A 24,295-nucleotide genomic window follows, 5' to 3' on the forward strand; every position below is an offset into this window, starting at 1 on the left:
GGTGCGGGGGAGCGCCGCGCCGCTGCGGATCGGGAATGCCTCGGGGTTCTACGGCGACCGGTTCGAGGCCGTGCGGGAGATGCTGACCGGCGGGCCGCTGGACGTGCTGACCGGGGACTACCTCGCCGAGCTGACGATGCTGATCCTGGGGCGGGACCGGCTGAAGGACCCGCGGCTGGGGTACGCCAAGACCTTCCTGCGGCAGCTGGAGGAGGGGCTGGGGCTCGCCGTCGAGCGCGGCGTGAAGATCGTGACGAATGCGGGCGGGCTGCATCCGGCGGGACTGGCCGATGCCGTAAGGGAGTTGGGCGCACGGGTCGGCGTCCCGGTGCGGGTCGCGCACGTCGAGGGCGACGACCTGGTGGGGCGCGAGTGGGGCGAGGGGGTGCTCACCGCCAACGCCTACCTGGGCGGCGCGGGGATCGCGGCGTGCCTGCGGGGCGGGGCGGACGTCGTGGTCACCGGGCGGGTGACGGACGCGGCGCTGGTCAGCGGGCCGGCCGCGGCGCACTTCGGCTGGGCGGCGGACGACCACGACCGGTTGGCGGGAGCGGTGGTCGCGGGGCATGTGCTGGAGTGCGGGACGCAGGCGACGGGCGGGAACTACGCGTTCTTCGGCGAGTTGGGGGACGTGCGGCGTCCCGGGTTCCCACTGGCCGAGATCCACTCCGACGGCAGTGCCGTGATCACCAAGCACCCGGGGACCGGGGGCGCGGTCACGACGGGGACGGTGACCGCCCAGCTGCTCTACGAGACGGCGGGGGCGCGCTACCCGGGGCCGGACGTGACGGCGCGGCTGGACACCGTACGGCTGACGGAGGACGGACCGGACCGGGTGCGGATCGACGGGGTGCGGGGCGAGGCGCCACCGGCGACGTTGAAGGTCGGGCTGACCCGGATGGGCGGCTGGCGCAACGAGGTGGTGTTCGTGCTCACCGGACTGGACATCGAGGCCAAGGCGCGGCTGGTGCAGGGTCAGTTGGAGGAGGCGCTGGAGCGCGCCGGGCGCCGTCCGAGGGAGGTGAGCTGGTCGCTGGCGCGGACCGACCACCAGGATGCCGGGGTGCAGGAGGAGGCGAGTGCGCTGCTGCGGCTGGTGGTGCGCGATCCGGACGCGGAGGCCGTGGGGCGGGCCGTGAGCGGGGCGGCGATCGAGCTGGCGCTGGCCAGTTACCCGGGTTTCCATGTGACGGCGCCGCCGGGCAAGGGCGCCCCGTACGGGGTGTTCGAGGCGGCGTACGCGGCGGCCGGGGACGTGCGGCAGGTGGCGGTGCTGCCGGACGGGGAGCGGGTGCGGATCGCGCCCGCGCCGGGGGCGGCGGGCGAGCCGGCCGCCGTGCCCGCGGAGCTGCCGGAGCCGTTGCCGGCGGGGCCGACCCGGCGGGCGCCCCTGGGGCTCGTCGCCGGGGCCCGCAGCGGCGACAAGGGCGGGTCGGCGAACGTCGGGGTGTGGGTCCGGACGGACCGGGCGTGGCGGTGGCTCGCGCACGAGCTGACGGAGTCGAGAATCCGTCAACTCCTGCCGGAGACGGAGAAGTTGGCGGTGCGGCGGGAGGTCCTGCCCAATCTGCGGGCGCTGAACTTCACGGTGGACGGACTGCTCGGCGAGGGCGTCGCCTCGCAGGCCCGGTTCGATCCGCAGGCCAAGGCGCTGGGGGAGTGGCTGCGCTCCCGTCATGTGGAGATACCGGAGGAGTTGCTTTGACCGTCCTGAGGAGCGCGCTGGACCCGACCGGTGACGAGTACGCCGAGCGGCGGGCGGCGATGCTGGAGAAGCTGGGGGAGGTGGCCGGCGAGCACGCCAAGGCGCTCGCCGGCGGCGGGGAGAAGTACGTCGCCCGGCACCGCGAGCGGGGCAAGCTGCTGGCCCGGGAGCGGATCGAGCTGCTGCTGGACCCCGATACGCCGTTCCTGGAGCTGTCGCCGCTCGCCGGGTGGGGCAGCGACTACGCGGTGGGGGCGTCGCTGGTCACCGGGATCGGGGTGATCGAGGGCGTGGAGTGCCTGATCACCGCGAACGATCCGACCGTGCGGGGCGGGGCGAGCAATCCGTGGACGCTCAAGAAGGCGCTGCGGGCCAACGAGATCGCGTTCGCCGATCGGCTGCCGGTGGTCAGCCTGGTGGAATCGGGCGGCGCCGACCTGCCGAGCCAGAAGGAGATCTTCATCCCCGGCGGGGCGCTCTTCAAGGACTTGACGCGACTGTCCGCCGCGGGCATTCCGACGGTGGCGGTGGTCTTCGGGAACTCGACGGCCGGGGGCGCATACGTCCCCGGGATGTCGGACCACGTGATCATGGTGAAGGAGCGGGCCAAGGTCTTCCTCGGCGGGCCGCCGCTGGTGAAGATGGCGACCGGCGAGGAGAGCGACGACGAGTCGCTGGGCGGGGCCGAGATGCACGCCAGGACCTCGGGGCTCGCGGACTACTTCGCGGTCGACGAACCGGATGCGCTGCGACAGGCGCGCCGGGTGGTGGCCCGGCTCAACTGGCGCAAGGCGCACCCCGATCCGGGCCCGGCCGCGCCGCCGAAGTACGACCAGGAGGAGCTGCTGGGGATCGTCCCGGGCGACCTCAAGGCGCCGTTCGATCCGCGCGAGGTGATCGCCCGGATCGTCGACGGATCGGACTTCGACGAGTTCAAGCCGCTGTACGGGCCGAGCCTGGCGACGGGGTGGGCGGAGCTGCACGGCTATCCGGTCGGCATCCTCGCCAACGCGCAGGGCGTGCTGTTCAGCGCGGAGAGCCAGAAGGCCGCGCAGTTCATCCAGTTGGCCAACCAGCGGGACATCCCGTTGATCTTCCTGCACAACACCACCGGCTACATGGTCGGCAAGGAGTACGAACAGGGCGGCATCATCAAGCACGGCGCGATGATGATCAACGCGGTGTCGAACTCGCGGGTGCCGCACCTCTCGGTGCTGATGGGCGCGTCGTACGGGGCCGGGCACTACGGGATGTGCGGCCGGGCCTACGACCCGCGGTTCCTGTTCGCCTGGCCGAGCGCCAAGTCGGCGGTGATGGGGCCGCAGCAGCTCGCCGGGGTGCTCTCCATCGTGGCGCGGGCCTCCGCCGCCGCGAAGGGGCAGCCGTACGACGAGGCGGGCGACGCGGCGCTGCGCGCCATGGTGGAGCAGCAGATCGAGGCCGAGTCGCTGCCGATGTTCCTGTCCGGGCGGCTGTACGACGACGGCGTCATCGACCCGCGCGACACCCGCACCGTCCTCGGCCTGTGCCTGTCCGCCGTCCACACCGCGCCGGTCGAGGGCGCGCGGGGCGGCTTCGGCGTCTTCCGGATGTGAGGGGTGAGGTTCCTGTGACAACGATCGATTCCGGGGCCGCGACCACGGCCGAGGGCGGGGAGGACTTCGTGGAGATCCGTTCGGTGCTCGTCGCCAACCGCGGCGAGATCGCCCGCCGCATCTTCCGCACCTGCCGCGAACGGGGCATCGCCACCGTCGCGGTGTACTCCGACGCGGACGCCGGGGCCGCGCACGTACGCGAGGCGGACGTCGCGGTCCGGCTGCCCGGCGAGGCGCCCGCGGAGACCTATCTGCGCGGCGAGCTGATCGTGAAGGCGGCGCTGGCGGCCGGGGCGGACGCGGTCCACCCGGGGTACGGGTTCCTCTCCGAGAGCGACGCGTTCGCCGCCGCGGTGGCGGACGCGGGACTGGTGTGGATCGGGCCGCCGCCGGCCGCCATCGCGGCGATGGCCTCCAAGACCCGCGCCAAGGAGCTGATGGCGGCGGCCGGGGTGCCGCTGCTGGCGCCGGTCGATCCGGCCGCGGCCACCGCCGGGGACCTGCCGCTGCTGGTGAAGGCGGCGGCCGGCGGGGGCGGGCGCGGTATGCGCATCGTCCGCGAACTGTCTGTGTTGGACGGCGAGTTGGCGTCGGCGCGGGCCGAGGCGATCGCCGCGTTCGGGGACGGCGAGGTGTTCGTCGAGCCGTACGTCGAGGGCGGGCGGCACGTCGAGGTGCAGGTCCTCGCCGACGCCCACGGCAACGTCTGGACGCTCGGCACCCGCGACTGCTCCCTCCAGCGGCGCCACCAGAAGGTCATCGAGGAGGCCCCGGCGCCCGGCCTGCCCGAGGTGCTCCGGGACACCCTGCACCGGGCCGCCGCGCAGGCCGCGCGGGCCATCGACTACCGGGGCGCGGGCACCGTCGAGTTCCTGGTGCCTCCCGCCGCCTCCGGCGAGGGGACCGCCGCCTCCGGCCGGGCGTACTTCCTGGAGATGAACACCCGCCTCCAGGTGGAGCACCCGGTCACCGAGGAGATCTACCGGATCGACCTGGTGGCCCTGCAGATCGCCGTCGCCGAGGGCCGGCCGCTGCCCGCCGCGCTGCCCGCGCCGCACGGCCACGCCGTCGAGGCCCGGCTCTACGCGGAGGACCCCGCGGCCGACTGGCAGCCGCAGACCGGCACCGTGCACCGGATCGCCGTACCGGACGGCGTCCGGCTGGACTCCGGCGTGACCGACGGCGACACCGTCACCGTCCACTACGACCCGATGCTGGCCAAGGTGATCGCCTGGGCGCCCACCCGCGCCGAGGCCGTGCGCAAGCTGGCCGGCGCCCTGGAACGGGCCCGCATCCACGGCCCGGTCACCAACCGCGAGCTGCTGGTCCGCTCGCTGCGGCACCCGGAGTTCGCCGCCACCACCGGGCTGGACACCGGGTTCTACGACCGCAACCTCGGCGCCCTGACCGCGGCGGAGGCCGCCGGGGACGGGCTGTGCGCGCTGGCCGCCGCGCTCGCCGACGCCCACGGCCGCTCCCGCTTCGGGGGCTTCCGCAACGTCCCCGCCGGCCCGCAGGTCAAGAGCTTCGCCCGCGCGGGCACCACGCACGAGGTGCGCTACCGGCTCGGGCGCGAGGGACTGGACGCCGCGGACTTCCCCGGCGTCCGACTGGTCGCCCTGGCGGCGGACGAGGTGGTGCTGGACGTCGACGGGCTGCGCCGGACGTTCGCGGTCGCCCGCTACGGCGACCAGGTCCACGTCGACTCGCCCCTGGGTGCCCGCACCCTCACCGCGCTGCCCCGTTTTCCCGACCCCACCGCCCGTACGGAGCCCGGTTCGCTGCTCGCCCCGATGCCCGGCACGGTCGTCCGGATCGCGGACGGGCTGGCCGAGGGCGACCGCGTCGAGGCCGGCCAGCCGCTGCTGTGGCTGGAGGCCATGAAGATGGAGCACAAGATCACCGCACCGGCGGCCGGCACCCTGACCGCCCTCCCCGCCCGTACGGGCCGGCAGGTCGAGGTGGGCACCCTGCTCGCCGTCGTCGCCGACTGACGCCGGGGCGCACCCGGCGCACCCGCCCCACCCGTTACCCGCAGGCACTCACTCACCGCCCCAGGAGCCGTCATGAGCAACGCCCTGAGCAACCCCGTGATCGAGTCCGAGGAACACCGCGCCCTGCGCACCGCCGTCGCCGCCCTCGCCAAGCGCTACGGCCGGGAGTACTTCGCCACCGTCGTCGCCGAGGGCCGGCACACCGACGAGCTGTGGCAGGAGGCCGCCAAGGCCGGCTACCTCGGCGTCAACCTGCCCGAGGAGTACGGCGGCGGAGGCGCCGGCATCACCGAACTCTCCCTCGTCCTGGAGGAGTTGGGGGCGGCCGGCTGCCCGCTGCTGATGCTGGTGGTCTCGCCGGCGATCTGCGGCACGGTCATCGCCCGCTTCGGCACCGAGGAGCAGAAGCGCACCTGGCTGCCCGGACTGGCCGACGGCAGCCGCAAGATGGCCTTCGGCATCACCGAGCCGGAGGCCGGATCCAACTCGCACCGCATCACCACCACCGCCCGCAAGGAGGGCGGCGACTGGATCCTCAACGGGCGGAAGATCTTCGTCTCCGGCGTGGACATCGCCGACGCGACGCTGATCGTCGGCCGCACCGAGGACGCTGGTACCGGGAAGCTCAAGCCCTGCCTGTTCCTCGTCCCGCGCGAGACCCCCGGCTTCGGCCGCAGCCCGGTGGCGATGGAACTGGCCGCCCCGGAGAAGCAGTTCGAGCTGACCCTGGACGACGTGCGGCTGCCCGCCGACGCCCTGGTGGGCGACGAGGACGCCGGACTGCTCCAGCTGTTCGCCGGCCTCAACCCGGAACGCATCATGACCGCCGCGTTCGCCCTCGGCATGGGCCGCTACGCGCTGGCCAGGGCCGTGGACTACGCCCGCACCCGGCAGGTCTGGAAGGAGCCGATCGGCGCCCACCAGGCCCTCGCCCACCCGCTCGCCCAGTGCCACATCGAACTGGAACTGGCCGCGCTGATGATGCGGAAGGCGGCGCTGCTCTACGACGCGGGCGACGACATGGCCGCCGGGGAGGCCGCCAACATGGCCAAGTACGCGGCGGCCGAGGCCGCGGTGCACACCGTCGACCAGGCCGTGCACACCCTGGGCGGCAACGGCCTCACCCGGGAATACGGGCTGGCGTCCCTGGTCACCGCCGCCCGGGTGGCGCGGATCGCCCCGGTCAGCCGGGAGATGATCCTCAACTTCGTCTCGCACCAGTCCCTGGGGCTGCCCAAGTCGTACTGAGGAAACGGGCGGTGCGCCGGGCCCGGCCCCCACCGGCCCGGCGCACCACGGCCCGGCACACGGGAAGGAAGGTCCACGGCGGCCCGCCGCCGCACCCACCGCCGCACCAGGGAAGGACACCATGGCGTCCCCGACGTCCCACGACTCCCACGTCTTCCGCAGCGCGTACCCCGACGTCGCCCCCGTGGAGCTGCCGATCCACGAGGCCGTCCTCGGGCGGGCGGCCGAGCACGGCGCGCGCCCCGCCCTCGTCGACGCCCTCAGCGGCACCACGCTCGACTACGCCCGTCTCGACCACCTCAGCCGCCGGCTGGCCGCCGCACTGGCCGCCTCCGGGCTCCGCAAGGGCGACGTGCTGGCCCTGCACAGCCCCAACTCGGTGCTCTTCCCCGTGGTGTTCTACGCCGCGTCGCGCTGCGGGGCGGCGGTCACCACCGTCCACCCGCTCGCCACCGAGGCCGAGTTCGCCCGGCAGCTGACCGACTCCCGGGCGTCCCGGATCGTCACCGTGGCGGCACTGCTGGACACCGCCCGGGCCGCCGCCCGACGGGCCGGCGGCATCACCGAGATCCTCCTGTGCGACCGCGCCGACGGCCACCGCTCCGTCCTCGACCTGACCGCCGAGGACCACCCCGACCCCGCCCCGGAGATCGACCCGGCCACCGACCTGGCCGCGCTCCCGTATTCCTCCGGCACCACCGGCGCCCCCAAGGGCGTGATGCTCACCCACCGCAACATCGCCACCAACCTCGCCCAACTGGCCCCGGTGATGGCCAACGGCCCCGGCGACCGCATCCTGGCCGTGCTCCCCTTCTTCCACATCTACGGGCTCACCGCCCTGATGAACGCCCCGCTGCGCAACGGCGCCACCGTCGTCGTCCTGCCCCGCTTCGACCTCCGCCCGTTCCTCACCGCCATCGAGCAGCACCGCATCACCGAGATCTACACCGCACCCCCGATCGTGCTGGCACTCGCCAAACATCCGATGGTCGAGGAGTTCGACCTGTCCTCCCTCCGCCGCGTGCTGTGCGCCGCCGCGCCGCTGGACGCCGGCCTGGCCGCCGCCTGCGCCCGACGGCTCGGCCTGCCCGCCGTCCTCCAGGCATACGGGATGACCGAACTCTCCCCGGCCACCCATGTGGTGCCGCCCGACACCGCCCGTCCCACAACGACGGCGCCACCCGCCGCCGGCCCTCCCCCGGGAGCGGTCGGCACCCTGCTGCCCAGTACGGAACTGCGGATCGTCTCCCTGGAGACGGGGCGGGACCTCGGACCGGGGGAGACCGGCGAGATCGTCATCCGGGGCCCGCAGGTGATGCGCGGCTACCTGGGGCGCCCCGCCGAGACCGACGCGATGATCGACCCCGACGGCTGGCTGCACACCGGCGACATCGGGCGGACCGACGCCACCGGCTGGCTCCATGTCGTCGACCGCGTCAAGGAGTTGATCAAATACAAGGGCTACCAGGTCGCCCCCGCCGACCTGGAGGCGCTGCTGCTCGCCCACGAGGCCGTCGCGGACGCGGCCGTCATCGGCGTCACCGACGACGACGGCAACGAGATCCCCAAGGCGTTCGTGGTCCGCCGACCGGGGGCCGCGCTCACCGCGGACGAGGTCATCGCCTACGTTGCAGAACGAGTTGCCCCGTACAAGAAGGTACGCCGCGTGGAATTCCTGGACAGTGTCCCGCGTGCCACCACCGGAAAGATCCTCCGGCGCGAACTCCGCGCCAGGGAAAGGAGTTCGACGGTCCGATGACGTACGTGGAGCGCGCCCACGAGCGCGGAATCACCACCCTCACCCTCAACTCCCCCCACAACCGCAACGCCCTCTCCACCCGCCTGGTCGCCGAACTGCACCAGGCCCTCGCGGACGCCGCCGCCGACGACGCCGTCCGGGCCGTGCTGCTCGCCCACACCGGCGGCACGTTCTGTGCCGGCGCGGACCTCTCCGAGGCCACCACCGGGGACGCCAAGGACGGCCCCCTGGAGCTCACCCGACTGCTGCGCGCCCTCGTGGAACTGCCCAAGCCGGTGATCGCCCGGGTGACCGGCCACGTCCGCGCCGGCGGGCTCGGACTGCTCGGCGCCTGCGACCTCTCCGTCGCCGGCCCGCAGACCACCTTCGCGTTCACCGAGGCACGGCTCGGCCTCGCCCCCGCCGTGATCTCGATGCCGCTGCTGCCCCGTATGGACGCCCGCGCCGCCGCCCGCTACTACCTCACCGGCGAGAAGTTCGGCCCCGCCGAGGCGGCCCGGATCGGCCTGGTCACCGTCGCCGCCGACGACGTCGACGCGGGCCTCGCGCCCCTGCTGGACGGCGTGCGCAAGTGTTCCCCCCAGGGCCTGGCCGAGTCCAAGAAGCTCGTCACCGCAGCCGTCCTGGCCGCCTTCGACCGGGACACCGACGCGCTCGCCGACCGGTCAGCCCGGCTCTTCGGCTCCGCCGAGGCCCGCGAGGGCATGACCGCCTTCCTGGAACGACGGGACCCGGCATGGGCGCGCTGACCCCGGCCCGCGGCACCAAGGAGCCCCAGCAGGAGCGCAGCCGCGCCACCCGGCTCAAGCTGCTGGAGGCCGCCGTCGCCTGCCTCGCCGAACGCGGCTGGACCGGCAGCACGGTCGCCGTCGTCGCCGAACGGGCGGGCGTCTCCCGAGGCGCCGCCCAGCACCACTTCCGCACCCGCGAGGACCTGTTCACCGCCGCCGTCGAGCACGTCGCGGAGAAACGCCAGGGCGCGCTCAAGGCCCTGGCGCACGACCTCCCGCCGGCCGGCTCCATCGCCCGCACCTGGATGATCGTCGAGGAGGTGGTCGGCCTCTACACGGGCCCGTTGTTCCGGGCCGCGCTCCACCTGTGGGTGGCCGCCTCCGACGAGGAACAACTCCGCGACCGGGTCACCGCCCTGGAGGCCCGGGTGGGCCGCGAGGCGCACCGCACGACGGTGGCGCTGCTCGCCGCCGACGAGTCCGTCCCCGGCGTCCGGGAGACCGTCCAGGGTCTCCTGGACATGGCCCGCGGCCTCGGCCTCGCGAACCTCCTGACGGACGACTCGGCACGGCGGGACCGGGTCGTGGCCCAATGGGCCAAGAACATCCACGCGGTGCTGTAGCCCTGCGGGCGGCTGCTTCCCGCCTGACGGCGGGTTGTGCCGGTTCCGCTGCGTGTCCGCCTGACGGCGGGGGGGGGCGGTTCCGCTGCGCGGGGCTTTTCGGCAGCGGTGCCGGGTCTGTGGGGTGGGGGTTGTGCGGACTGCTGCGCTTTACGTCCGCACAACCCCCACCCCACAGACCCGTCCCCTCCCGTGGGTGGTCATGAAGACGGTGGGTGGGGGTGTGTGCCGGTGGTCTCCTGCGGGTTTGTTGTGGAGTGGTGACCGTCAGCGGACCACCGGCGTCAGCGCCCGCGTACCTGTTTTTCCCACCCACAACGGGAGGTGACGGGCCGGAGGGGTAGGGGGTGTCCGGACGTAAAGCGCAGCAGTCCGGACACCCCCTACCCCTCCGGCCCGTCACCGCACCCGACAGCCCCGCGCAGCGGACAACAACTCCGCGCAGCGGACGAAACACCCGCCGTCAGGCGGACACGCGCCGCAGGCGCAAAAGGCGACCCCCACGGCGGAAACGCCGACAACGTGGGAAGCCCGCCAAGCGCAGCGGAAGGGCGGACTAGCCCGCGATGTCCTCGTAGCCCGCGATCGACTGCGGGCTCCGCGCCGCCGGGCCCACGTATCGGGCGGACGGGCGGACCAGGCGTCCGGTCCGCTTCTGCTCCAGGACGTGGGCGCTCCAGCCCGCCGTGCGGGCGCAGGTGAACATGGACGTGAACATGTGCGCCGGGACCTCCGCGAAGTCCAGGACGATGGCCGCCCAGAACTCCACGTTGGTGGCCAGTACCCGGTCGGGGCGGCGGTTGTGCAGCTCCTCCAGGGCGGCCTTCTCCAGGGCCTCGGCGACCTCGAAGCGCGGGGCGCCCAGTTCCTTGGCGGTCCGTCGCAGGACCCGCGCCCGCGGGTCCTCGGCGCGGTAGACGCGGTGGCCGAAGCCCATCAGCCGCTCGCCGCGGTCCAGCGCCTGTCGGACGTAGGCGCCGGCGTCACCGGTCCGCTCGATCTCCTCGATCATGCCGAGGACGCGGGAGGGCGCGCCGCCGTGCAGCGGGCCGGACATGGCGCCGACGGCGCCGGACAGCGCCGCCGCCACGTCCGCGCCCGTCGAGGCGATGACCCGGGCGGTGAAGGTCGAGGCGTTCATGCCGTGCTCGGCGGCCGAGGTCCAGTAGGCGTCGACGGCCTTGACGTGCTTGGGGTCGGGCTCCCCGCGCCAGCGCTTCATGAAGCGCTCCACGACGGTCTCCGCCTTGTCGATCTCCTTCTGCGGCACCATCGGCAGGCCCTGGCCGCGCGCCGACTGGGCGACGTAGGACAGCGCCATCACGGCGGCCCGGGCGAGGTTGTCGCGGGCGGTCTGCTCGTCGATGTCGAGTAGCGGTTTCAGGCCCCATACGGGCGCCAACATGGCGAGCGCGGACTGCACATCGACCCGGATGTCACCCGAGTGCACCGGGATCGGGAAGGGCTCGGCGGGCGGCAGCCCCGGCTTGAACGCCCCGTCGACCAGCAGCCCCCAGACGTTCTCGAAGGACACGTGCCCGACGAGGTCCTCGATGTCCACCCCGCGGTAGCGGAGCGCGCCGCCCTCCTTATCGGGTTCGGCGATCTCCGTCTCGAACGCGACGACTCCCTCAAGCCCGGGAACGAAGTCGGACATCAGGCGGCTCCTCAAGATGGGGACGGCAACCGGTGACCGGCTGCCGTGCGGTCGACTCAGGTGCGGCGCCGGTGCGGCTACGCGGCTGCGCCGGGCAGCTCGCGGTCCGTACCGGTCACCCCGGTGATGCCCCGCCGGGGCAGGGGCCACGCGACGGTTCCGCCCGTTGGTGGTCGGTCCACGGGCGCGGGCCGCCACGCATGCTGCCCGCAGCGGCCTGAAGACGGACACGATAACTCCCGGTGTCCGAAGGCCACAGTGGGCCGGGCCATGATTTTGGCGGGTTCATCAGCAGCGGGGAAGCGTGACATCCGGCACACTGGGCGATTTGCCGACGGGAGGGTTACGCCCCGGCGACGAGGGGCAGACTTCCAGCCCACCGGGCTGTCTGGCGCGGGGCGGATGCTGCAAGATGAGGCCGTGCATCCCGCCGACATGCCCTCCGCCGACACCCCCGACCCCTCGTCCATGCGTGCGCACTACCGCGCCGAGGGAATCGCCGAGCCCGACCTCGCCGCGAGCCCCTACGACCAGTTCGGACGCTGGTTCAAGGACGCGGCGGTGGCCGGCCTGCACGAGCCGAACGCCATGGTCGTCTCGACGGCGGACGCCGCCGGCCGGCCCAGCTCAAGAACCGTGCTGCTCAAGGCGTTCGACGAGCGCGGCTTCGTCTTCTTCACCAACTACACCAGTCGCAAGGGCCGCGAACTGGCTGAGAACCCGCACGTCTCCCTGCTGTTCCCCTGGCACCCGCTGGCCCGCCAGGTCATCGTGATCGGGGCCGCCGAGCGCATCGGCCGGGACGAGACCGCCGCCTACTTCCGCACCCGCCCGCACGGCTCCCAACTGGGTGCCTGGGCCAGCGAGCAGTCCGCGCCGATCGCCTCCCGCGACGAACTGGAGCGTGCCTACGAGGAGTTGGCGGCCCGCTATCCGGAGGGCGAGCAGGTGCCGGCGCCCCCGCACTGGGGCGGCTACCGCGTCACCCCCGAGACGGTCGAGTTCTGGCAGGGCCGTCTGAACCGCCTCCACGACCGCCTGCGGTACGTCCGCGAGGGCGCCCCCGAGGCGGGCCAGTGGCGAGTGGAGCGTCTCGCGCCCTAGGCGAGCGCGTGTGCGGCCGGCATCGGCCGCACACGCAGACGACCCGCGGGCTGTTTCCTCCGCGCTCGGTGGCGCGAAGGGCCGGTCGGACGAACCGGCAGCCCGCGGGTCGGGTGACTGCTTTGGGATTGGGCCGGCTGCGCATCTGCAGTATGCGCGGATCCGGCGCTGCACTTCGGTGGAGCGTCGGGCGCTAGCCCGCAGCCACCTCACGCGTCCGGTGCGAAATCATCTGCCGAACCACCTCCCTTCTCGTGTACCCCATACGTTAGGAATCCGCCCGGCGCCGCACAACCGGTTTTTTCCGGGGGCGGAACTTGCCGGGCGGCGATTTCCGCGAATGGGGTGTGTCCCACGTCACGTTCCAGTTGAATGACCCCACGTGGAGCACGTGCGGCCGCGTTCGTAAGGGGTGCCAGTGACTGCCTCGTCAGCTTCTTCGGCCTCGTCGGCCTCGTCGTCGAGGCGCCCTGCCTCCGGCGGTCCGCCCGGCCCGGTGGACGGGCCCGGACAGGCGGCCTCCGGGCCCCCGCGGACCGGCGTGGACACCGAGCCCGACCGACCTCCGGACGCCGACGACTCCGGGCTGCTCGCCGCCCTCCTGGACGGTATGGACGCCGCCCTGATGGCCTTCGCCGCCGACGGCACGGTCACACACTGGAACCACGAGGCCGCCCGCATCCTCGGCTGGACGCCGCAGGAGGCGGTCGGCCGCCCCGGTCTGACGGGCTGGGCGGTCCGCGCGGAGGACGCCGAGGGGGTGCAGTCCGCGCTGGCCGCCGCGATGCGCGGCCCGGGCCGTCAGGTGCACGACTTCGCCCTGCTGACCAAGGACGGCCACCGCGTCCTGGTCCGCACCCAGTCCTCCGCGGTGCACGCCGCCGACGGGCGGGTCGCCGGGGTCTACTGCGCCTTCAGCGAGTCGCACACCCAGCTCGACCTGGAACGGGCCGTGGCGCTGAGCGAGGCGCTCTTCGAGGACGCCACCTGGGGCGTGGTGCTGATCGACGCCGACCTGCGGCCCGCGGTCGTCAACGGACACGCCGCCCGCGCCTTCGGCAGGGGCCGTACCGCGCTGTTGGGCCGCCCGCTGGGCGATGTCCTGGCGCAGGGCGTCGAGGAGCTGGAGAACGCCTTCCAGCACGTCCTGGCGGAGGGCGCGCCGCCGGCCATCGCGGAGCTGTGGGTGACGCTGCGGGACGGCGAGTGCGAACTCCCGCGCCGGTGCTGGCGCAGCGGCTTCGTCCGACTTGCCTCGCCGCTGGCCGAGGAACCCGTCCCGCTCGGCGTGGCCTGGCTCTTCCAGGACGTCACCGAGCTCAAGCGCACCGAGCAGGACGGCTCCCTGCTGCGCTTCCGCGCGCATCAGCTGCACCGCGCGGGCCGGGCCGCCGCCGAGTGCCCGGACCCGGCCGAGGCCGCCGCGGTCCACCTCGACTTCGCGCTGGCGGGCTTCGCCGACCACGCCCTGGTCGACCTGGCCCGCACCCCGGCCCCGGCCCCGTACGGCGCGGTGGACGCGGACGCCGCATGGGACGCGGACCCGCCCGCCCCGGACGGCGGACCGGGCGCTCCGGTCAGGGCGCCCCGGCTGGTGCGGGCGCTGGCCTCCCCGGCGGGCGCGCCCGGCCCCTCGGAGGTCGTCCCGGCGGCCGGCATCCCGGTGGCCTACGCGGTGGGCCACCCGGCGCTCCAGGCGTACGCGCGGCGCGGCTCGGTGCGGGCCAGCGCCGGTCAGAACCCCGCCGAGGGCTGGGCGGCGGCCCGCAACTGGCCGGACGGCACGGTGCACGGGCTGTGCGTGGTGCTCCGCAGCCGGGGCCGCACCCTGGGGGTCGCCACCTTCCTGCGGATGCCCGCCCGCCGCCCCTTCGACCGTGCGGACGCCGACTACGCCGAGGAGGTCGCCGCCCGCGTCGCCGCCGCGCTGGACCTCGCGGGGGCGGCGGGGGTGTGAGCGGGCCTAGGAGCGCCGGCGGGCGGGCGGTCGGCCGTCCGGTGTCCGGCCCGCGCCCCTCAGTGCCGGTAGAAGATCCGGTCCGCGTACTCCCGCATCACCCGGCCGTTCCACTCGTGCCCGCCGTCCACGTTGCCCGAGCGCAGCAGCGGCGGCTGCACCCCGCGCTCGGCCAGCGTGCCGGCCGCGGTCGCCACCACGGCCTGCATGATCGCGCTGGTGACGACCGTCGAGGCGGGGGCGAACGGCGCCTCGATGCCGGGCAGCGTCAGCTCCGCGTCGCCGACCGGGATCCGGCTGTCCAGCACGATGTCGCAATGGTCCTTGAGGTATGTCCCCGAGGAGTGCCGGGACTTGGTGGCGCCCGCGTAGGCCACCGACGTCAGGCCGATGACCCTGATGCCCAGGGCCCGCGCGTTGATCGCCATCTCGACCGGCAGCGCGTTCCGCCCGGAGAGCGAGATGATCACCAGCACGTCGCCGCGCTCCAGCGGGCTGGTGTCCAGCACCGCCCCGGCCAGCCCGTCGACCCGCTCCAGGGCGCTGCCCAGCGTCGCCGGCCGGACGTCCACCCCGACGACCCCGGGGACGGAGAGCAGGTTCATGATCGCCAGGCCGCCGGCGCGGTACACGGTGTCCTGGGCCGGCAGCGAGGAGTGCCCGGCCCCGAAGGAGAAGACCCGGCCGCCCGCCGCCACGGTGTCCGCGATCAGCCGGCCGGCCGCGGTGATCCGGTCCCCCTCCGCGTCGCGGACCTGCCGCAGCAGGTCGATCGCGGCGTCGAAGTACCGCCCGGCCAGCCCCTCGCTCCGGTCGCTCTCAGCCATGGCCGCGGGCCCCTCTCGTCGCGTCTGGATGGGATCTGTGGCGGGACGGTGCCGGCTCGTTGGCGTCCTGTCGCCGCCTCGTGGATCAGTGGCCCGGATCACGTTGCGGTCTGGACCAGTGCGCTGTCAATACGCCGGGCAATGCACCCGTTGAACCCGTCGCGGAACGTCCGCAGCGCGGACGAGGACGCACCCTTGTCAGTGGGATGCGTCAGAATTGAGTCCAGGGCCACCGCACGACATATCGAGGGGCACGCATGTCCGGACTGATCGACACCACGGAGATGTATCTCCGCACCATCCTCGAACTGGAAGAGGAGGGTGTGGTCCCCATGCGCGCCCGCATCGCGGAGCGGCTGGAACAGAGCGGCCCGACGGTCAGCCAGACCGTGGCCCGCATGGAGCGAGACGGCCTGCTGACGGTGGCGGGCGACCGGCACCTGGAGCTGACGGAGGAGGGCCGCCGGCTGGCGACGCGGGTGATGCGCAAGCACCGCCTCGCCGAGTGCCTGCTGGTCGACGTCATCGGGCTGGAGTGGGAGCAGGTGCACGCCGAGGCGTGCCGCTGGGAGCACGTGATGAGCGAGGCGGTCGAGCGCCGCGTCGTGGAGCTGTTGCGCCACCCCACCGAGTCCCCGTACGGCAACCCGATCCCGGGCCTGGAGGAGCTGGGCGAGAAGGCCGAGGCCGACCCGTTCCTGGACGCCGGCATGGTGAGCCTGATGGATCTGGACGCGGGCTCCGACGGCAAGACGGCCGTGGTGCGCCGGATCGGCGAGCCCATCCAGGCCGACGCCCAGCTGATGTACACGCTGCGGCGGGCCGGGGTGCAGCCGGGCGCGGTGGTCAGCGTGACGGAGTCCCCGGGCGGGGTGCTGGTCGGCAGCAGCGGCGAGGCCGCCGAGCTGGACGCCGAAATCGCCAACCACGTCTTCGTCGCCAAGCGCTGAGCCCACGCTGCCGCGCACCGGGCCTTCGGGGCCACGGGCCCTCTGGGGCCTGTCGTCAAACGTCCGCCTGCCGCTCGTCGCCTGGCACGTCCCCCCGCCCGAACCGGCTTCGCACGGCTCGGGCGGGGGCCCTTCGCCGCACCGGGCGACGACCCCGGTACGCCCGTACAGGGGCCCTCGCCGGGCACGCCGAGAAGCGCGCACCGGACGCCGCGCGGCCCGCCCTCCGGGCGGACGACGGGAGTTTGACGGCAGGCCCTAGCGGCATGGGCCTCCGGCACATTCGCACTCTCCTCCCGTAGCGCCCCATGAGCCCGCTGACCTGCGCTGATGTGGAGGGCGGCGGGCTCGTCAACTCCCGGTGCGATGAACGGTCTTGTGCGAATCCGTGCGGATCGGCCGCTCTCGTGTCACTCTGGCGCTGACGCATGGCCATGCGTCGTCACTCCCGCGTGATGCGCTGACGGCCGAGGGGGCTCGGATGCGTCCACTGAGTCCGGTCGAGGACGGTCAGGGCCCCGGCGCTGCGAGCTGCCGGGGCCCTGCCTCCCCATGTCCCCCCACCGCGACCCGGAGCCCCGAGCTCTCAGGGTCGTTCCCCACGGGCCCCCTTCCCGGTAGGGCCCGCCTCCCGGCAGATGTCTCCCCGTGGTGGGCGTGGCCAATCCCGCAGCATGGTCACTCGAAAGTGGGGTGTTGGGCGCGACAGCGGTCTGTTCGAATACGCATTCGATAATGTGGGGCGTACGGGGCTTACCAGGGGACGATTGGGGGTGCCAGGGCACATGGTGCGGCGTATCGATGTGACGGGGTCCGGCGGCGTGCGGCTCGCGGCCTGGGAATTCACCGACCCGCCCAAGAGCGGCGGCGGGCTGGAGGAGGACGGGCGGCGGCCTGGTGTGCTGCTGCTCCACGGCCTGATGGGGCGGGCCTCCCACTGGGCGGACACCGCGCGCCGGTTGAGCGCGGCGCACCGCGCGGTCGCCCTCGACCAGCGCGGCCACGGCCGCAGTGACAAGCCCGTCGAGGGGCCCCTCGACCGCGCCGCCTACGTCGAGGACGCCATCGCCGCCATCGAGCAGCTGGAGCTGGCCCCGGCCGCCCTGGTCGGCCACGCCATGGGCGCCCTGACGGCCTGGCAGGTCGCGGCCCGGCGCCCGGATCTGGTCCGGGCCCTGGTGATCTGCGACATGCGCGCCTCTGCGCTGGGAGCGGCCTCGCAGCGCGAATGGGCGGAGTGGTTCCGCTCCTGGCCGGTGCCGTTCGCCACGCTCGCGGACGTCCGCAAGTGGTTCGGCGAGGACGACCCGACGCTGGAGCGCCCCCGGCCGGCCCGCGGGGAGTTCTTCGCCGAGGTGATGGCCGAGCGCGCCGACGGCTGGCGCCCGGTCTTCTCCCGCCGTCAGATGCTCAGCGCCCGCGAGACCTGGGTGCACGACGCCCACTGGGAAGAGCTCGCCCAGGTCGCCTGCCCCACCCTCGTCGTCCGGGGCCTCGACGCCGAGCTGGGCCGCGCCGAGGCCCAGGAGATGGTCCGGGTGCTGCCGTGCGGCGAGTACGCCGAGATCCCCGAGGCCGGCCATCTGCTGCCCTGGGAGCAGCCCGACGCCTGGTGCCGCGTCATCGAGCCGTTCCTCGGCGCGCTGACGCCCCAGCCCTGACCACCGGGACGGGTGCGGCAGGTCCCTCGGTCGTCGATGCGGCCGTACTGTACGGTCGACCCAAACACCGTCCATCGCGCAGATATTGACGTGCAGTCAAGTACTGGTGACGGGGGCGGGCCGCCGTCAGCCGGCGCCGTCGAACTTCCAGATGAACGGCCGGGCGGCGCCCTCCTCGCCCCAGTGGACCTCCAAGGACGTGGAGTGCTCGGGAATCATGTACGTCTGGCAGATGGTGTGGCTCTCGCCGACCTGCCAGTTGTCGATGTCGATCGGGTCCTCGCAGCCGGGAAGGCTCTCCGGGGCGCCGATGAGCAGCCCGCCGCGCTGCCCGTCCGCGTAGATCTCGGTGCCGTTGTCCACCTTCGGTAGACCCTTGACGATGCCGGGACCCTTGTTGGTGAACTTCACATAGGCGGTCACGGCGACCAGGCCCTTGGCGTCCTCCGGGCTCTGGACCACTTTCCTCGCCTCGGCCTCGGTGCCGACGTGAACCTTCTGCGCGACGACCTCGTAGGTGGTTTTCCCGGACTCTTCCTTGTACTGCCCGGTGCCGCTCCGGCCGGGCCGCAGTACGCCGCCGGACGGCTCGGACGGCTCGGGCGACTGGGTCGGCTTCTCGTCGGCCGCGGCCACGGCGTCCGCGGAGTTCTTCCCGTCGTCCACCCCGGAACCGGAACCGGGAGCGGAGCTCGACGCGTCCTTGTTCCCACCGCAGGCGGTCAGTGCCAGTGCCAGTACGGCAACCGGTGCGGCGGCGCGCAGCCAGACGCTCCTCGTGTGCAGCACAACGCTCTCCAGGTCCTTGCTTCCCCCGTTGCACAGCACCGTTGCCCAGTGCGCGCGAACGACTGTGAGAGCGGAGCATAAGAGTGCGATTTCCGCCGTGTCGAAACGTGGAATGCGGGTGCTCGTCGCCTTCCGTTCTGCCGACACGGGAGCGTCCCGACTCTTTCGTCGCAATTCCTGCATAACGGCCCGATGATTCGGTACCACCCTGGACCAATTGAAGGCGAATTCAGGGGAATTGCAGTCCGGTGAAGCCGCCGACGGTAATCCCCGGACAAAAGTTGTGCCGGGTTTTGGGCAAGGGGTGGGGCGGGTGGCTGTCGTCGTGCCGACAGAGGCACCGCCGCGCTACGCGAGGGGCGCTCCGCTCACTCCAAGGTGCGGGTGAAGTCGCCGCGTTGGACCCGCGCGGCGAGCGAGGCGCCCGACAGCAGGGAGCCGTAACCGGTGGCCGCCCAGAGGCTCTTCTCCGCGGGCACCTCGAAGTACGGCACCGGACGGTCGTCCAGGCGGTCCGTGAGGACCTCGGGCGCGCGGCGGGTGCGCACGGCACGGAGACAGGTGTCGCAGGCGGCGACCCGGAGTTGCTCCCGGCGGCCCAGGGGCCGCCAGGGTATGCGGCGGGTCGCCGGGCCGTGGAGCGGGTGGAAGAAGCACAGCGGCAGCGTGGCGGGGGCGGGGGAGAGCGCCGCCCGGCCCTCGGCGACCAGCGCGAACACGCCCGCCAGATCCGGGACGCCGCGGGCACGGTCCAGCACCGTGCCGGCCGCGGCATAGGCGTCCAGGGCGCGCTCGATGGCCGCCGGATCGCCGGTGGCGGCACGGGCCTCCTCGCCGAGCCGCACCACCTCCTCGCCGGCCCGCTCGCGCAGCCCGTCCTCGTCGGCCCGGTGGGCGGCGGCGAAGACGGACCGGGGCATCGCGAACGGCGTCCCGAAGTCGCGCAGCCGGGACCGGCGCCGCAGCAGCAGCCAGGCCGCGGCGAGCACCAGCACCGGCCCGACGGCCAGCGTCACGATCCGGACGACCGGGGAAGTCCCCTGTGCCGCGGGCTTCTTCGGCGAGGCGCCGCCCGAGGTGCCGAGGCCGGCGGTGCGCCGCTCGTATTCCGCGTTGCCGTTGCCGGCCTTGATGAGGTCGATCGCCCGGGATATCCGCTTGGGCAGCCCGGCGCCCTTCATGGCGTCGTCGAAGAACACCGACGCGGCGGCGCGCTCCGCCTGGTGGGCGTCGGCGGGCCATTCGCGGGCCTCGATGTCGTCGGGGTAGTGCCCGGGAGCGATGAGGATGGCCGGCCCGCCGCCCATCCGCTCGTGCACCACCTCGATCAGCTGCTCCGGCTTGCCGCCCCAGTTGTCGCCCTCGACCAGCGGGACCAGCACGACCCGGATCGGGAGTCGGCTCTGCCGGATCTTCTGCACCAGCGTGCGCTGGTCCTCCGGCCCGACCGCCGAGGAGAGGGACGGATCGACGTACACCGGCGAGGTGCGCAGCGCGTCGGCGATCTTCTGCCCCGGGCTCTCGGCGGCCGTGGCGGGCTCCGCGACGGCGCAGAGCAGCGCGACGGAGGCCGCCCCGACGGCAAGGACGGACCGCGGCGAACGACGGCGGCGAAGGTCAGTGGACACCGAAGGACTCCCGTACCTCGCGGGTGAGTTGATCTATGCCGGCGCCCTTGGCGAGCGACGCCAGCGGACCGGGATGCTCGGGATAGGGGCCGTAGCCCTGGCGCCCGGAGCCGTCCGCGCCGTACAGCCGCAACATCTCGCCGGGCGTCTTCAGGCAGGCCGTGCACACCGGGCCCCGGGGCGCCCGGCGACTGCCGGCGGGCCGCTTCGGTGCCCGCTCGACGGCCGTGCCGTGCAGCGGATTGCGGTGGCAGATGTGCGCCGCGGTGGACGGCTCCCGGACCGCGGCCCGGCCGGCCCGGGCCAGCACGATCGCGCAGGCCAGGCTGGCCGGGGTGGCGTCGTCGTCGATGAGGCCGTCGCTGTCGCCGTCGACCAGCAGCGCGGCCGCGTCCAGGCACTCCCAGGCCCGGCGCCGGGCCTTCTCCGGGAGCTCGGTCGCCGTCTCCAACTCGCCGGTGAGCTCCGCCACTTCTTCCCGTGCGGTGCGCCGCAGCCACGACTGCCGGGGCTGGACGGGCGCCGCCGCGGCGGCCAGGGACCGGGCGCGGCCCCGGACCAGCGAACGGACGAGCGCCCAGACCGCCACCACCAGTCCGAAGAGCAGCAGCGCGGCCAGTCCGCCGATGAACAGCCCGGCCCGGAAGTCCCCGCTGAACAGGCGGGGAAGCCTCTGCTCCGCGGCCGGGTCCGGCGCGGGCCGTGGTGGGTACGGCTGGTCGGCGTGCGGGGACTTGGGGGCCTTGGAGAGGTAGGTGAGCAGCTTGTCCAGCTGGGAACCGAGCGGGCCGGTGGCGGGATCCGCGTAGACGAGGTCGCGGGGGCGGCCGTAGAGATACCCGGAGTCCACCGGGGTGCCGTAGTTGACGATCTCGATGCCGCCGCCCGTCGGTTCGGCGAAGACGAACAGGGCGTCACGGTGCAGCCGGTCGTGCAGGGCCTTCGCCAGGCGGTCCTCGTCGCCCTGCGACTCGTCGTCCGTCGAGGTGGGTACGACGGCGATCAGGACGGGGACGGGCAGGGCGCCGATCCGCTTGCGCAACTCGGCCCGCCGGCCGGCGTCCAGGGAGGACGGGCTCTCGGGGTCGACGTAGAGCGGGTCATGGCGGAGACCCTCGGCGACCCGGTCGACGCGGGCCCGCATGTCGGCGGCCGTCGGCACCGAACCGTCCCCGGTGGTGGTGTCGTCGAACACCCGCGACGCGGTGAGGGCCAGCAGTCCCGCGAGCGCCAGCGCGCCGAGCTCCAGCAGCGGCCACCGCCGGCCGCCGGGGGAACGGGCTTCGCCCTCCTCGCGCCGGAGCCGGCGCCTGCGCACCGCGTACTTCACGATCAGCAGCGCGGTCAGCGGCACCCCGGTGACCGCGACGCCGGTCAGGAAGCTCTGGTCCTCCCGATCCGTCCGCGAGGTGTGCAGCGCGGGCGGCTCATGGGAGTTGTACGCGCCGCCGTATGCGGTGCGGGCCTTGTCGGCGCGCTGGTTGGCCTGTCCCGAGGTGAGCACGTCCACGAAGTGCCGGAACTCCTCGCGGGGCGTGGCGTCCGTGGGCATCTCGTAGCTGGTCGCGGTCTGCGCGTCCTGTGCGCCCGGCACGCTCACCCCGTAGGTCTGCACGTCCATCAGGCCCATCTCGGACAGCGAGACATACAGCCCCTTGCGCCCGAGGCGGTCGTGGATCCCCGCGAGCAGTCCGGAATCCGGGCCGCCGGAGGTGTGGAGCGGGAGCACGACGAGGTACGTCGGAACGTGCAGCCGCTTCGCCTCCGCGGCGAAGGCGGGGGCCGTCGACCGGGGCACGGCGCGCGGCAGTTGGTCGCTGATGTAGACCGGATCGCGCCGGAGTTGCTCGGCGAGATAGGCGGACTGGCTCTGGGCATCCGCGCTTGCGGCCGAGCCCGCGCTTGCGGCGTGCGCACCGTCGGCGGCGAGCAGCACCGTGCCGGCGGCGAAGAGCGCCGCCAACCACCTCATCACCAGCACCACTCCGGCGCGCGACACCGCTTCCACCACCCCTCGTTCACGTCGTTGCGTCGACGTTGATGTTGACGTCGGCGTTGACGCTACAGCGGTTGTGCGGGGGGCGGGGAAGGCTGTGGATAACGTCCCGGCAACGGCGTGAGCGGGGTGGTGGTGGGCGGTGGCGGGTGTGTGGTTGGGCGGGGGCGCTGTTGCTTGTGGTGGGTTTCGGGGGCCTGTGGGGCGGGCCTGCGGGGGTGGAGGACTTAAGGGCCGTCGTGGTGGTCCTGTAGCCAGAAGCGTGGGTGGAGGGTGAGCACCCCTGACCTCGCTTCCTTCTTCCCACAGGGGGCGGGGGCTGGCGCGGACGACGACGGCGGGGAGGGTGTGGGGCCTTCGGGGTGGGTGCGCGGACGTAAAGCGCAGCAGTCCGCGCACCCACCCCGAAGGCCCCACACCCGCCACCCACCAGCAGCACCAGCGGCGGCGGACCCCGCCCCAACAAACCCCTACCGCCTTCGCGGCAGGAACACCGCCGGTAGCGCCGCCAGCGCCACAAACCCCACCGCCCAGACATACGTGTGCTGGAACGCGTCGGCCAGTTGCGGCGCGAGGTGCCGCACCGCGGTACGCGGCAGGGCGTGGACGGCTTCCAGGCCCCCGGACAGTGCGCGGGGGAGGCGGTCGGTCAGCGCCCCGGCCAGGAGGACGGACATCAGCGCGCCGCCCACCGAGGCCCCGAGCTGCGGAATGATCGTCATCGTGGTCGAGGCGGCCGGGATGCGGTCGGCGTCGATGCTCCGGGTCGCCGCGGCCATGGTCGGCATGATCGTCATGCCGACGCCGACGCCCATCAGGGCGAGCGCGGCCATCAGGACCGCGTACGGGGTGTCGGCGGCCACCTGGGTGGTGAAGGCGAGGAAGCCGGCGGCGGCCAACACCACTCCCGTGGGCACGAGTTTGCCCGGCGCCACCTTGTCGCCCAGCCGGCCGGCGAACTGCATGGTGATGCCGGTGGCCAGCACCTGCGGAATGCCCAGCAGCCCGGCGCCGGTGGCGCTCTGGCCGCGGACGACCTGGTAGTAGAGCGGCAGCAGCATCATCGAGCCGAAGTAGCCGCAGGTGAACAGCGCCAGGGTTGCGACCGCCGTGCCGAAGGGGCGGTGCCGCAGCAGGCGCAGATCGAGCAGCGGCTCGGCCGCGGTCAGCGCGCGGATCACGAAGGCCGCGACGAGGGCGGCCCCGAGCAGGGTCGGCAGCAGTGCGCCGGGGGAGGCGAAGGCGTGGCGTTCGGCGCCGGTGCTCAGGCCGTAGAGAAGCAGCGCGAGACCGGGGGAGAGGGCCAGCAGGCCGGGCACGTCGAGCCGGCGGGTGGGCTGCGGGGTGTCCCGGGGGAAGAGGCGGGCGCCCAGCAGGAGGGCGAGCAGGCCGATCGGGACGTTGATCAGGAAGATCCAGCGCCAGGAGACCTGGTCGACCAGGTAGCCGCCCAGGACCGGGCCGATCAACGGGCCGACGAGGACGGGTATGCCGAGGATGCTCATGATCCGGCCGCGGTGCGCCGGGTCGGAGGCCCGGATCAGGATGGTCATGCCGACCGGGGAGACCGCGCCGCCGGCCAGTCCCTGGAGCACCCGGAAGGCGATCAGTGACTCGATGTTCCAGGCGAGCCCGGCCAGCGCGGACCCCAGGGCGAACGCCCCGATCGCCAGCAGGTACAGGCGCTTGGTGCCGAATCGGCCGATGGCCCAGGCGGTGAGCGGGATGACGGCGGCCAGCGCGAGCGTATAGCCGGTGACCACCCACTGGATGGCCGCCAGTGGCGCGTGGAAGTCGGCGGAGAGGCGGTTGAGGGCGACGTTGACGACCGTGGTGTCCAGAACGGTCATCAGCGAGCCCAGCACCACGACGGAGGCCAGGGCGGCGATGCGGGGCGCGCCGTGGCGGCGGGCGTGCCGGGTGGTCGGGCCCGGCGGTCCGGTCCGGTCGGGTCCGCCAACGGCGGTGCCGGGCGCGGTGGCCGGTGCGGTGGTGGTGGCTGCCGGGGTGGTGGTGGCGGTGGTCGTGGGGGTGGTGGTGTCGGGGCTGGGGGCGGGCGTCGGCGGCATGG

General features: G+C 73.6%; 17 protein-coding genes. 11 read left to right on the plus strand and 6 right to left on the minus strand.

What is annotated here, in order from left to right; all coding sequences use genetic code 11:
* Position 1: 1 nt before the first annotated feature.
* The 7 genes from JNO44_RS25835 (at position 2) to JNO44_RS25865 (ending at position 9,655) form a co-directional block, all read left to right on the plus strand.
* Positions 2-1,705, plus strand: a complete 1,704-nt coding sequence (locus tag JNO44_RS25835) for an acyclic terpene utilization AtuA family protein (protein WP_205370505.1) — start codon at positions 2-4, stop codon at positions 1,703-1,705.
* The gene (locus JNO44_RS25840) at positions 1,702-3,300 is read left to right on the plus strand and encodes an acyl-CoA carboxylase subunit beta (RefSeq protein ID WP_205366286.1); all 1,599 of its coding nucleotides are present in this window, start codon (positions 1,702-1,704) and stop codon (positions 3,298-3,300) included. The genes JNO44_RS25835 and JNO44_RS25840 overlap by 4 nt, the downstream gene beginning before the upstream one ends.
* A 14-nt stretch (positions 3,301-3,314) precedes the next feature.
* Positions 3,315-5,294: an ATP-binding protein gene (locus JNO44_RS25845; protein WP_240167663.1), complete on the plus strand. Its 1,980-nt coding sequence runs from the start codon at positions 3,315-3,317 to the stop codon at positions 5,292-5,294.
* 72 nt (positions 5,295-5,366) lie between these two features.
* Complete coding sequence (locus JNO44_RS25850; RefSeq protein WP_205366287.1) at positions 5,367-6,542, plus strand: acyl-CoA dehydrogenase family protein; 1,176 nt, start codon at positions 5,367-5,369, stop codon at positions 6,540-6,542.
* Between the two features lie 121 nt (positions 6,543-6,663).
* Positions 6,664-8,301 (plus strand): 4-coumarate--CoA ligase family protein, encoded by a 1,638-nt coding sequence (locus tag JNO44_RS25855; protein WP_205366288.1) that lies wholly within the window; start codon positions 6,664-6,666, stop codon positions 8,299-8,301.
* Positions 8,298-9,050, plus strand: coding sequence for an enoyl-CoA hydratase family protein (locus JNO44_RS25860; RefSeq protein WP_205366289.1), 753 nt, complete (start codon positions 8,298-8,300; stop codon positions 9,048-9,050). The genes JNO44_RS25855 and JNO44_RS25860 overlap by 4 nt, the downstream gene beginning before the upstream one ends.
* Positions 9,038-9,655: a TetR/AcrR family transcriptional regulator gene (locus JNO44_RS25865; RefSeq protein ID WP_205366290.1), complete on the plus strand. Its 618-nt coding sequence runs from the start codon at positions 9,038-9,040 to the stop codon at positions 9,653-9,655. The genes JNO44_RS25860 and JNO44_RS25865 overlap by 13 nt, the downstream gene beginning before the upstream one ends.
* Positions 9,656-10,211: 556 nt before the next feature.
* Here JNO44_RS25865 and JNO44_RS25870 read toward each other — a convergent pair.
* A complete protein-coding gene (locus JNO44_RS25870) occupies positions 10,212-11,312 on the minus strand; it encodes a citrate synthase 2 (RefSeq protein ID WP_205366291.1) in 1,101 nt (366 codons plus the stop codon).
* A 468-nt stretch (positions 11,313-11,780) separates the two neighbouring features.
* Between JNO44_RS25870 and pdxH the strand changes: the two genes are divergently transcribed.
* Both pdxH and JNO44_RS25880 read left to right on the plus strand, forming a co-directional pair.
* Positions 11,781-12,416: a pyridoxamine 5'-phosphate oxidase gene (pdxH, locus tag JNO44_RS25875; protein ID WP_205370518.1), complete on the plus strand. Its 636-nt coding sequence runs from the start codon at positions 11,781-11,783 to the stop codon at positions 12,414-12,416.
* Between the two features lie 496 nt (positions 12,417-12,912).
* Positions 12,913-14,373, plus strand: coding sequence for a PAS domain-containing protein (locus JNO44_RS25880; protein ID WP_420882682.1), 1,461 nt, complete (start codon positions 12,913-12,915; stop codon positions 14,371-14,373).
* A gap of 59 nt (positions 14,374-14,432) precedes the next feature.
* Here JNO44_RS25880 and JNO44_RS25885 read toward each other — a convergent pair whose 3' ends face one another.
* A complete protein-coding gene (locus tag JNO44_RS25885) occupies positions 14,433-15,200 on the minus strand; it encodes an SIS domain-containing protein (RefSeq protein ID WP_039633667.1) in 768 nt (255 codons plus the stop codon).
* A 257-nt stretch (positions 15,201-15,457) separates the two neighbouring features.
* Between JNO44_RS25885 and JNO44_RS25890 the strand changes: the two genes are divergently transcribed.
* Positions 15,458-16,150, plus strand: a complete 693-nt coding sequence (locus JNO44_RS25890; RefSeq protein WP_039633666.1) for an iron-dependent transcriptional repressor DtxR — start codon at positions 15,458-15,460, stop codon at positions 16,148-16,150.
* Positions 16,151-16,935: 785 nt separating this feature from the next.
* A complete protein-coding gene (locus JNO44_RS25895; RefSeq protein WP_205366293.1) occupies positions 16,936-17,811 on the plus strand; it encodes an alpha/beta fold hydrolase in 876 nt (291 codons plus the stop codon).
* Positions 17,812-17,937: 126 nt separating this feature from the next.
* Here JNO44_RS25895 and JNO44_RS25900 read toward each other — a convergent pair whose 3' ends face one another.
* The 4 genes from JNO44_RS25900 to JNO44_RS25915 all read right to left on the minus strand — a co-directional run bounded on the left by JNO44_RS25900 (position 17,938) and on the right by JNO44_RS25915 (position 24,293).
* The gene (locus tag JNO44_RS25900; protein ID WP_205366294.1) at positions 17,938-18,600 is read right to left on the minus strand and encodes a hypothetical protein; all 663 of its coding nucleotides are present in this window, start codon (positions 18,598-18,600) and stop codon (positions 17,938-17,940) included.
* A 368-nt stretch (positions 18,601-18,968) separates the two neighbouring features.
* Positions 18,969-20,228 (minus strand): hypothetical protein, encoded by a 1,260-nt coding sequence (locus JNO44_RS25905; RefSeq protein ID WP_205366295.1) that lies wholly within the window; start codon positions 20,226-20,228, stop codon positions 18,969-18,971.
* Positions 20,218-22,236 carry a hypothetical protein gene (locus JNO44_RS25910; RefSeq protein WP_205366296.1) on the minus strand — a complete coding sequence of 673 codons (2,019 nt, stop codon included), beginning with the start codon at positions 22,234-22,236 and terminating at the stop codon, positions 20,218-20,220. The genes JNO44_RS25905 and JNO44_RS25910 overlap by 11 nt, the downstream gene beginning before the upstream one ends.
* Before the next feature lie 458 nt (positions 22,237-22,694).
* On the minus strand, positions 22,695-24,293 hold the full coding sequence (locus tag JNO44_RS25915; RefSeq protein WP_205366297.1) for a DHA2 family efflux MFS transporter permease subunit: 1,599 nt from the start codon (positions 24,291-24,293) through the stop codon (positions 22,695-22,697).
* Positions 24,294-24,295 lie beyond the last annotated feature (2 nt).

The sequence above is a fragment of the Streptomyces noursei genome (assembly GCF_016917755.1).
Taxonomy (GTDB): domain Bacteria; phylum Actinomycetota; class Actinomycetes; order Streptomycetales; family Streptomycetaceae; genus Streptomyces; species Streptomyces yunnanensis.